Annotated in this window: 10 protein-coding genes; 5 read left to right on the top strand and 5 right to left on the bottom strand. The window is 49.5% G+C overall.

Features of this window, described 5'->3' with window-relative positions; all coding sequences use genetic code 11:
• Positions 1 to 476 precede the first annotated feature (476 nt).
• From ACWA6V_RS09815 to ACWA6V_RS09800, 4 genes are all read left to right on the top strand, one after another.
• Positions 477 to 1,331 (top strand): S1/P1 nuclease, encoded by an 855-nt coding sequence (locus ACWA6V_RS09815; protein WP_449522317.1) that lies wholly within the window; start codon positions 477 to 479, stop codon positions 1,329 to 1,331.
• 100 nt (positions 1,332 to 1,431) lie between these two features.
• Positions 1,432 to 4,575 carry a TonB-dependent receptor gene (locus tag ACWA6V_RS09810; protein ID WP_449522316.1) on the top strand — a complete coding sequence of 1,048 codons (3,144 nt, stop codon included), beginning with the start codon at positions 1,432 to 1,434 and terminating at the stop codon, positions 4,573 to 4,575.
• A 164-nt stretch (positions 4,576 to 4,739) separates the two neighbouring features.
• Positions 4,740 to 5,507, top strand: coding sequence for a DNA/RNA non-specific endonuclease (locus ACWA6V_RS09805; protein ID WP_449522315.1), 768 nt, complete (start codon positions 4,740 to 4,742; stop codon positions 5,505 to 5,507).
• Positions 5,508 to 5,801: 294 nt separating this feature from the next.
• On the top strand, positions 5,802 to 6,311 hold the full coding sequence (locus ACWA6V_RS09800; protein WP_449522314.1) for a cupin domain-containing protein: 510 nt from the start codon (positions 5,802 to 5,804) through the stop codon (positions 6,309 to 6,311).
• A 14-nt stretch (positions 6,312 to 6,325) separates the two neighbouring features.
• On the opposite strand, the gene ACWA6V_RS09795 is transcribed toward ACWA6V_RS09800, so the two are convergent.
• The 3 genes from ACWA6V_RS09795 to ACWA6V_RS09785 form a co-directional block, all read right to left on the bottom strand.
• Positions 6,326 to 6,754: a GNAT family N-acetyltransferase gene (locus tag ACWA6V_RS09795; RefSeq protein ID WP_449522313.1), complete on the bottom strand. Its 429-nt coding sequence runs from the start codon at positions 6,752 to 6,754 to the stop codon at positions 6,326 to 6,328.
• Positions 6,755 to 6,763: 9 nt separating this feature from the next.
• A complete protein-coding gene (locus tag ACWA6V_RS09790) occupies positions 6,764 to 8,125 on the bottom strand; it encodes a CAP domain-containing protein (protein ID WP_449522312.1) in 1,362 nt (453 codons plus the stop codon).
• Positions 8,126 to 8,301: 176 nt separating this feature from the next.
• Positions 8,302 to 8,868, bottom strand: coding sequence for a TetR/AcrR family transcriptional regulator (locus ACWA6V_RS09785; RefSeq protein WP_449522311.1), 567 nt, complete (start codon positions 8,866 to 8,868; stop codon positions 8,302 to 8,304).
• Positions 8,869 to 9,033: 165 nt separating this feature from the next.
• Here ACWA6V_RS09785 and ACWA6V_RS09780 point away from each other — a divergent pair, with 165 nt between their 5' ends.
• Positions 9,034 to 9,459 carry a hypothetical protein gene (locus ACWA6V_RS09780; RefSeq protein ID WP_449522310.1) on the top strand — a complete coding sequence of 142 codons (426 nt, stop codon included), beginning with the start codon at positions 9,034 to 9,036 and terminating at the stop codon, positions 9,457 to 9,459.
• A gap of 143 nt (positions 9,460 to 9,602) precedes the next feature.
• Here the strand turns inward: ACWA6V_RS09780 and ACWA6V_RS09775 are convergent, their stop codons facing one another.
• Both ACWA6V_RS09775 and ACWA6V_RS09770 read right to left on the bottom strand, forming a co-directional pair.
• Entirely contained in the window at positions 9,603 to 9,908 is a 306-nt protein-coding gene (locus tag ACWA6V_RS09775) for a DUF1330 domain-containing protein (protein WP_449522309.1), read from the bottom strand.
• An 18-nt stretch (positions 9,909 to 9,926) separates the two neighbouring features.
• Positions 9,927 to 10,752 (bottom strand): urate hydroxylase PuuD (locus tag ACWA6V_RS09770; RefSeq protein ID WP_449522308.1); only part of this gene is annotated, 826 nt, incomplete at its 5' end.

The following is a 10,752-nucleotide window of genomic DNA, read 5'->3' as shown; positions in this document are numbered from 1 at the left end:
CAACCATTTTTCTGTTTTTGTCTATAATTCGTTCTTTAATCCCCTAAAAACCCTCAAATAAGCTGCTGGAAAGCCGTTTTAGCGGCCTTTTCAGGCTTAATCGCGCTGCAGCCAATCCCTGTCTGTGTGGCCAATTATTAAATTCCTGTCATTTATTGCAGCTGATGATTCAACCGCGCACCAAAGCAGATCAAGCACGCGCCAGATTGGCGAGAAAATGCCAACTCTCCCCCAGACTGCCTGCGAATTCCCGCACTTATCACCCTCTGGCACAGCGTCTGCTGCGCACCCAAGCCCAGATTGGAATCCACCTAAACCTGCTTTATTGCCTTGGATAAGCTTACTTATCAACGGTAACCAATTGATGTTAAAGATTTATTAACCAGTAACTTTGAATTTGGACAAATGCTTTCTAGCACTGGGAACAAGTTTGAAGATAAGCCCAATACATGAGTTTTGGATTCCTGGAGTTTGTTATGAAGATTGCGCGATTCGTTTGCGGCCTGTTGTTAATCACCACTAGTGCGCAAGTATTGGCCTGGGGCCAAAATGGCCACCGAATAGTTGGCCAGATAGCCAATGAGCACCTGACCAAAAAAACCCACAAGGCACTGCTGCCATTGCTCGACGGCGACCTGCTACCCGAAGTGGGTACCTGGGCGGATGAGATGCGTTCCGACCCGGCTGAGTTCTGGCAAAAACACTCCTCGCGCTGGCACTACATCAATGTGGCTGAGCCAGACAAGTTTGATGCAGAGCACTACCACACACCGCAATCAAAAGACGACGTGAAAGATATTTACGGCGGCATTTTGCGCTGCATCGCTGCTTTAAAAGATAAAAACACCCCGCTCGCCGAGCGCCAGTTTTACTTGCGCTTTCTGGTGCATCTGGTCGGCGATATCCACCAGCCGATGCATGCTGGCCATGCAGAAGATCGCGGCGGCAATTTGGTTGAAGTGAAATTTTTTGGCAAGCCGACCAACCTGCATTCGCTCTGGGATACGGATTTGCTCGAATCGCAAAACCTGAGTTTTACCGAGTACGCCGCATTTATTGATACGCAGGATAAACAGCTCATCAAAACCTACCTGAGCAGTACCCCCGCCGACTGGCTAAAAGAATCCATGGCGCTGAGCGAGGGGCTTTACCAAAGCGCCGCGCCCATCAACAATGCCAGCCCTGACCTGAGTTACGGCTACATCTACCAGCAGCTCCCCATCGCCCAACAGCGTTTGCTGAAAGCAGGTATTCGCCTCGCTGGTTTGCTCAACAGTATTTACGACTCCAGAGCCAAACCGGGCCTTACAGCCTTGGCGGCAAAACCATAGCGCTTTGGCCACCAGACCTTAGCACTTTGATCACTAAACCATAGCTCGGTAGCGAGCACTGTTATTCACCACATCATTACCATTGCTTAGGGAACACACTATGAAACCGCTCATGAAAAGAAGCACACTCTGCCTGGCGATTGCCGCCGGTATTTCCGGTTACGCCCAAGGCCAGGACACCAGCTCGGCGATCCTCGGCAAGATCACCGCGCCCGATGGTTCACCCGCTGCTGACACCCGCATCATTGTTTTGCACGAGCCGTCCGGCACTGTCAGCGAAGTGAAAACTAACAGCGCCGGTAGCTACTCCATGAAAGGCCTGCGCATCGGCGGCCCTTACAAAATCACCATAGATTCCGATAGCTACCGCGATGCGGAAATGCGTGATTTGTTTCTGCAATTGGGCAAGACCCTGCGCCTCGACCAAACCCTCGAAACCCTTGATGCCAGCGATCTGGAAGAAGTCGTCGTGATCGGCACCGTCATCCCCTCCAGCACCAAGGGCGCCAGCTCGGTATTCAGTGAGGATGACATCAACAACACCCCGGCATTCAGCCGCGATATTAAAGACATTATCCGCAGCAACCCGCTGGTCGTTATCCAAGATGGCCAACTGAGTATCGCTGGTAGCAACCCGCGCTTTAACAACATCACCGTGGACGGTATGGGTCAGAACGATGACTTTGGCCTCAACCTTGGCGGCTACCCAAGCTCGCGCCCACCCGTATCACTCGATGCGGTAAGCCAAATCAGCGTCAACACCGCGCCCTTTACCGCAAAAGTGGGTGGTTTCTCTGGCGGTTTGGTGAATGTGGTAACCAAATCCGGCACCAATGAACTACACGGCTCGATACGTGCTGACGGCACTAACGACAGCCTTTCAGGCGACCCTGAAACCGGTGACCTGGACCTGGGCAAAGAAAACTCTATGGGGCTCACACTCGGCGGCCCGATTCTGCAGGACAAAGCGTTTTATTTTGTCTCTTACGAAAGTCTGGAGCAGGACAACTCCGCACTCTTTGGTGTAAATGGCTCGGGCGCCAACACCAGCAATGTCACCCCGGCTGACTATGCGCAATTTCTGCAAACACTGAACGACGTCTACGGCTTGACCGACTCGGTCGCTGGTGGCGTGGGTGAGCGCGACGAAAAACTGCTGGTCAAGTTTGATGTAAACCTGAGCGATGCACACCGCATGGATTTCAGCTATCAGCGGCAGGATAACGAACTCGATCGCAACAGCCCGGACCAAGCCTTCCAACTGCGCATGGATTCCAACTTTTTTACCATCAAGACTGTATCGGACACCTACAGTACCCATGTTTTCTCTGACTGGACTGACGCATTTAGCACCGCGATTGGCTTGTCCTACAAAGACCTGACAACGGATTCACAGAAAAAAACTGACCTGGGTCAGGTAACGGTCAACATCGGCAGCAACGCCATTGTGTTTGGTACCGATGCCGCGCGCCACGCCAATGTCGCCGACACCCAAACCCTGCAATTGCATCTGGACGGCACCTATTTGATGGGTGACCACGAACTGCGTTTTGGCTATCAGGGTCAGAGCGTGACCTACTACAACCTGTTTGGCCAACACACCTCAGGCACTTGGGTGTTCAGAAGCCTCGCCGATTTTGCGGCTAAAAAACCATCCCAGCTCACCTACCGCAACGCCTATACCAATAATGCCGAAGATCTGGCCTATGAAGCGGAACGCACTACCCACGCACTCTACGGGGAAGATAGCTGGACAGTCACACCGGATTTGTTACTCACCTTCGGCCTGCGCTACGAGCAGATCGCATCGGACGACGTACCCGCCGAAAACCCGCGCTTTATGACCAGCTACGGTTACACCAATACCGAAAACCTGGACGGGCTGGACATCATCCTGCCAAGGATCAACTTTAACTGGGACTTGAACGAGACCATGACCCTGCGCGGTGGTGTCGGCCGTTTTAGCGGTGGCAAACCCAACGTCTGGGTCGCCAACTCCTTCACTGCCGATGGCATGACCGCTGTGGCAGCGCCTAACAGTGCCACCAACGCTGCGATAGCTATTCCCGCTAATGTCGATTTCACTCAAGTACCCGACTCGGTCGAAGCCTCACTGGTCAGAGGCGCAGGCAGCACCGCCTATGTCGATCCGGACTACGAGCTGGAATCGGATTGGCGCTACCAATTGGGCTGGGATCAGGAGCTGAGCATCCCCTATCTGGGTGATGGCTACCTGTGGAGCACCGAGTTCAACTATATCGACAAAGAGAATTCCTCCTTCTGGGTGGATACCTCACGCGAAGAAGCAAGGCGCACTGCCGATGGTAAACGCATCATTTATCGCAGTAGATACACAGGCAACCTGGCGGAAATTTCCGACATCATGCTCACCAATGCCGACAAAGACGGCCGCAGCATCATCTGGACGACCAACGTGAGTAAGGATTGGGACAATGGCGTGAACATGTTCGCTGCCTATACCCATCAAGACGTAACCGAGGTCAACCCCGGCACCAACTCTACCGCCGCCTCCAACTACAACTTCAACATGACCATCAACCGCAACGAAGAATTGGTGGGCACCAGTAACTACGAAATTGAACACCGTGTTGTGCTCAACCTGGGTTATCGCGCCAACTGGTTTGGCGACAATGAAACACGCATCAACCTCGCATTTGAACGCCGTTCCGGCCGCCCGTTGAGCTGGGCGCTGGATTCGTTTAACGACAACGACCTGGGCGATCAGCGCGAATTCCAAAGCAGCGATGCCTACCTGCCCTACATTCCTACCGGCCCCAACGACCCTAATATCGATTGGGCGGGCAGTGACTGGCCTGGCGCCACAACTCCTGAGCAAAAATACGCCGCCATGTTGGAAGTTATCAAAGGCGCGGGTGTTGAGGGTTACGCAGGCGGATATGTACCTAAAAACATCGCTACCCAACCCTGGGTGACCGACCTGGATTTAAGCATCCAGCAGGATATTCCCGGTTTTGCGGACGGCCATAAGGGCACCATCTACTTCACCATCGACAACTTACTCAACCTGCTCGATAGCAGCAAAGGCCAGGTACGCCGCATGGAGTTCCCACAGCAAACATTGTGGGATTACGACGTAAACGCCACCACCGGCCAATACCAATACGACGTGCGCTTCAACGGTACCAACACCAAAAACTGGACTGAGTACGTGCCAGAAGAATCGGTGTGGCGCTTGAAGCTGGGCGTGAGTTACAGCTTCTAACCCTACCTCGCTTTCCCGTTAACGAACGCAGCGCCCGCCCTTTTGCCTCCCGGCAAAAGGGTTTGGGCAAGCTCGCGCTCAATTCCGGGCTTTTCACCTGTTCCACCGTTATTAACCCACCAATGCAACCTTTATTAATCCGCTGATATAAGGAGTTACGTGTTATGAAAAAGCTCGCCCTTGGTTTGATCGCTTTCGCCGCGCTCTGCTCTGCCACGACCCAAGCCGCCAACTGCGTTTACGGCTGCCCCACCGGAAAATCCGGTCAAGTTGTCACCCGCTCGATTTACACCATCAGCAATAACGCCACCACCAAGTTCGCCGATTGGGCAGCCTACCAAGTGACATCGGCCACCATTGATGGCCCCTCGCGCACCCGTACCTGGAAGGCCGACCCCAGCATCACCGCGGCCAATACCCTTGAACCGGCTGATTACACCAACGCCGCTGCGCAACTGGGTACCGATCGCGGCCATCAGGTTCCACTCGCCGCCTTTAGCAATACCGCCGATTGGGCGACTACCAATTATTTATCCAATATCACCCCACAGGCCGCTGAATTGAATCAAGGCCCCTGGGAGCGATTGGAAAATGCCGAGCGTGTTATTGCGCGCAGCGGTCAACCCGTTTTTGTCGTCACCGGCCCACTCTACGAATGGTATTTCGGCTCACTGCCGGGCGCCGATGAATCGCACATCATTCCCTCCGGCTATTACAAAGTGGTGATTGCCGTTATCAACGGCACCGTAAAAGCATCGGCGTTCATCATGGAACAAGATTCTGCGCGCGCCGACAATTTCTGCAGCAAAGAAGTGACTATCGATGAAGTTGAAATGCGCGCTGGCATCAACGTGATGCCTACTTTATCCACCACCATCCAGGCTCCGGTTGAACGGAGTTATGGCGGCCTCAAAAGCCAATTAGGTTGTTAACCGGGTTCGTGTTGTTCTCATGAGTGCCCCACTTGAGCGGGTTCGCCCGCTCCTTTTTTTGCGCAGGTTTTATTGATATTAATGGCACTAAATTTGATGTGATTCTGTGGTCAGCTTTTTTAACATCGCCAACACTGACACGCGCCCAATGTCATTCAATACACTGCACAGAGATGAGCAATCACAATGAGAATTAACCATTTTCCGCACCTTTTTATCACAGCAACACTCTGCTTTTTGTTAGCCTGCAGTTCCACCAGTACAACACAGCGGAACGCGAGCGCTAACAACACTATGAACACCGCCAAACCCAGTGCAGAAGAGGTTGCTAAAGCATTAAATCTCTCAGGTCATCTTGAAGGCGGATTTTTCCGTCGCACCTACCAAGCCGATGACTACGCAAAACTTTCTACCGAGAAGGGCGAGCGTTTTATCCTCACCTCGATTTTTTACATGCTAACCAGTCAATCGCCTATCGGCCATTTTCATCTCAACAAATCCGACATAGTCCACTACTACCACATGGGCGATCCGATTCGTTACACACTGATTTATCCCGACGGCAAACTCGAACAGGTCATTATGTGCAGCGATGTCACCAAAGGTGAGCTGCTACAACTCACCGTCAAAGGTGGAATTTGGAAATCGTCAGAACTATTAGATGGCGAGTACGGCTACGGCCTGATTAGCGAGGCGGTATCGCCGGGGTTTGATTACGCGGATATGACCTTGGGAACCAATGAATTACTGAAGGAAAAATTTCCCCAACATTGGGGATTGGTTGAGCGGTTGGTGAAGCAGTAAACCCAAGTAAATAACTAAACCAGCTTTTTAGCAAAATGGATTTTTTCTTTGCCCTGTGCATTCACATACACTCCTGTAATCGCATAACCCTGCGCGATTAACAGGAGCAGCATGGACCTGTATTGATTCATACTCTTGACCCGAATTTCTTTTACTCCCAATTCGCCCACTCGGCGCTCCTGCTCCAGCAAGAGCGCCTTTGCTATACCTTGCCTCCGATAATCAGTGTGAACACCACCTAGCCAACTGTAAAAGCAGTTATCATCAAGCCAGTACCCCAGCTTGTAGCCAACCAAGGCATTATCAATTTCAGCTACCAATAAAAGAAACTTTTTATCGGCAATACGCTCAGAAAAATAGCGACTATCGGAAATAGGCAAAAGCTCTTCAATTTGATTATGCACACCTAGAGCTTCATCAAGTGACCCTAAACGGATTTCCATAAACCTGCCTTACCGATTAACGACCTCAATTAACGTTCCCGTTTTCACAACATCCACTTTCACATTGGCACTGTTGACCTGCACAGTATGATAAACCGCAACACCTAATGAATCACCTGTGATGGTCAGATTGTAAGTGCCATTGCTGACCGGAATCGTATAGGCACCGGTCGCATACACCGGATAAGACTTACCATTAAAACTAATGGTGACGCCACTCATGCCTTCACCCACATCATAAAAATCATTGTTATTGTTATCGCTATACACAACGCCAGTTAAATAATAGCTGGAACCGGAGCGGGCAAAGTTTTGCGTTAGCATAGATGATAAATAGTTTCTGCCATCTGATAAAAAATTGCCCTGCTTCTGGCCAACTCCCAGCTCACGGAAATTGCCATTCAGAATATTCACTCTATGCCCCGGCGATTTAAATAAACCTTCGTGTTGTGAAACCGCATAATTAGTCAAACTAATACTCGAGCCCGTTGTACCACCCCAGGCGATATTTTCACCGCTGGTCCAACTGCCTGAAAACACATAACCCGCTGCACTCATACGCTCAGTAGCGGTACTGTTATTTTTGCCAGTGTGCGAAAAAATATCGGCATCCAACATCCACTGCGAATGGATGCGCGCTGAGTCAATCAACAATAAATTGTGCGCAAGCGGTTGCTTGGCCGTAGCGGTGATCTGGGTACCGGTAATACCATCGTTTAATCCAATACCCAGACGTGTTGCTTCGGCTTCCGGATTGGCGCGGGCACGGTTCACTAACTCAACAACCAATACTTCCTGCGCTGTCGGCTGTTTAGCCAAATCAATGAGTGCCGGTGTTGCACTGACTTCACTGCTCGCCACACTCTCTGTGCCCGCACTCACCGCAGTAACTACAAAATAATAGGTCTCATCATTCCGCAATGCCGTAATCACACGCGGAGATGTGACATTTTGCAGCCGGGTGCCATCATCAAAACTGGCGATACTATTAATTAAAATATTTGGCTCGGATGCGTAGTAAATATTGTAACCAGTTGCACCAACCACTGGATTCCAGGTGAGTGTCACTGAGCCATTGGCAGGAACGGCTGAAATATTTTGTGGCGCCGTCAGGGAAATAGTTGAGGAAGCAGAAGATAGAGGCGCACTACTCTTGACTGAATTCATACTGCTGAGCGACAGCGAACTTGAAGCCAAGCTACTGAGCGTTGATTGACTCGACTTAGCTGCACTGGAGGGCACAATACTCGCTGCAGATGAAGCGGGCGTGGAAGATGGCGCGCCCGAGCCACCACCTGAGCCACCACAAGAAACCAGCGCGACCAGTGTGACGCTGGCGAGAAAAAATTTGAGATGCTGTAAATAGTTCATCTTGGCCACTCTAGAGGGAATTACTGAGAGCCAAAATGATAACAAGGTGGTAATAAAGGAAACGAGACAGAATCCTCAGACAAGGCCTAGGCACAAAAAATGCAAAGTTAAGCAAAACCCGTAATTGCTAGCTGTATTCACTAATCGAATCAGTTAGCAAGAAGAAGCCTGACAAATCAGGTCCCAATTATTTTCGCCGCCCATACTTTCGCAGCTTGAATAATCTCTTTTGATGTTGGCGAGTCCGAGCAACAGCGAGCCATCATTACTGCACCCGCCAATAACGCCATTAACGCCCAAGCATCATTAGGATTTTTTCTATTTAACCCAGCCGTTATTTTGGTGGAAATATTTTTTGTGGAGTGAGCGTAAATTGCTTGTGTGTCAACATCAGCGCGAGTCACATCGGCGGACAACCCCGGCACTATACAGCTGCAAGAAAGGTTTCCTATATGTTCTTGCCCCAAATAGTAATCCATAAAATATTTTGCCCAGTTGTCGCCATGTTCTGAAATTAACCGCTCTATAGTTTCTGCGTAATCATCAAGACCTTTTTGCACAACCTCTTGAAAAGCTTCACTTTTCGAAGTGAAATGTCCATAAAATGCCCCCGAGGTCATGCCCGCTTTTTGAACGAGTGCATTAATACCCAACCCGCCATACCCCTCTTCCCGAAACCCCTGACCCGCAGCATCCAGTAAATTCGCGCGTATTTTGTCCATATGTTCTTGAGATGCACGCATAGTAACCCCCAAAAAGAGCCATTCCCAAAAATGACTATCAGCACTAATAAATAGTGACCATTATATTTATCTTGACACAGATAGCGATCGCTATTTATATTAAATATAGTGATCACTATCTAATAAATTATTCCAATTCAATGAGTTTCAAAAGGAGATAGGGTAATGCCATTTCAAATTATTTTGACGGAAGGTTTAGTAACAAAAAGCAGGGCGCTGCTGCTGCACGCCGAAATTGTAGAACTGTTTATGAGTATTCATGGTATTAGCAACAATCCATTTATGCTTCCAAATGTTATAGGTGAGGTTGTTTTTATTGATCATGGACAAACATTTTCTGGTAAAGAGGTGCGCGATATAGCGGTTATCGAACTCAAGGTTCCGTCGTTTACCTTCGGCACTCAGGATCTGAAAAACCAGTTTATTGAGCGTGCGACAGAGAGCGTATTGGCTGCTGCAGAAGGCAAGCTAACAAAACAGCAGGTTTGGATAAATGCTGTTTATACCGTTGATGGATTTTGGGGGATTGCAGGCAAGGCTTACACTAACGCTGAGCTTGGTCACGCCATTCAATCTTCTGCCCACGCATAATTAAATAGACCACCACTGGGATTTCAGTGGTGGTTGTATTGGAATTTGTTCCAAATTCTCCTACTCATTCAATTCGTATCTTTCACGTTATGTTACGCAAACTACATTAGTAACACGATGCCTAACAAATCAGGCGCCGCTTACTAGCCGGCAAAATCCACACTCCCCTCCACAATAATCATATTCGTACTGGCATTGGCATTGCGCAGCGCATGGATGGGCGCATATTCAGCACAAGTCGCCCAGTGGTTGGCGATAGCAAGATCGGGAAATTCCATCACCACCAAGCGTTTAGGTTGCCAATTACCACTGACCACTTGTGTCTGTGCACCGCGCACTAGATAGCGGCCGTTACAGGCAGCAACAGTGGGCGTTATTTTAGCGAGATACTCTTTATAGTTTTCCGGATTGTGCACTTCTATATCGACAATCACATAGGCAGCCATCATTTTTTCCTTACAAAAATATTATTGCGCACTGAGCCAATCAATTAATGTTTTGCGCTCAAGCTCAGTCATTTGGTGAAAATTACCGAGCGGCATATAACCAGATTGCAATGCGGGCAAGGCGCGAATTTTTTGTGCCGCAAGGCCAGCTGCAGAATCAATAATTAAACCCGCTGGTGCTGCCGCAAAACCGGGTTGCGATGGTGTAGCAGCATGGCAATTAGTGCAGTGCACCTGAATGAGCTGGGTGATTTTTGCAGTCTCTGTTGATGCGTTTTCTGCATTTGTTTGAATCGCACTGCCACCAACAACTGCACCGGTGTTTGTCGATGTAATCGACATCAACACAGCGATTACAATAACCCCAAGGCAACTGGTCACTAAAATAATCGGCTTCACATAACCCAAATGTTTAAGGTTAAAAAAGTGGCGCCCCCAGGCCAGACACACACCAATTCCCACCAACACTAACCACGAATAGGCATGACTGTAGAGAAACGAGTAGTGGTTACTCAGCATGCAAAAAATAACCGGCAAGGTTAAATAGTTATTGTGCGTAGAGCGCAATTTTGCAAATGCCATGGCGCAAGTATCAGGCGCTTCGTTATTACTGACGGCGGCAATAAATTTTCGCTGTGCCGGCATAATGCCCCAAAACACATTACCGGCCATCCAGGTTGCGATCATCGCCCCCACATGTAAATAGGCTGCACGCGCTGAAAATAATTGATGTGCGATATAACTCGCGAAGCTAATAATAACCAGCAGTGCGACGGCGATAACCAAACCACGATTTACTAAGGGTGTGCGCAATAGTAATTCATAAACTAATTGCCCACCGAGAATA

It is taken from the genome of Cellvibrio sp. (assembly GCF_053579595.1).
This window is presented reverse-complemented; position numbering and strand designations above follow the sequence as displayed.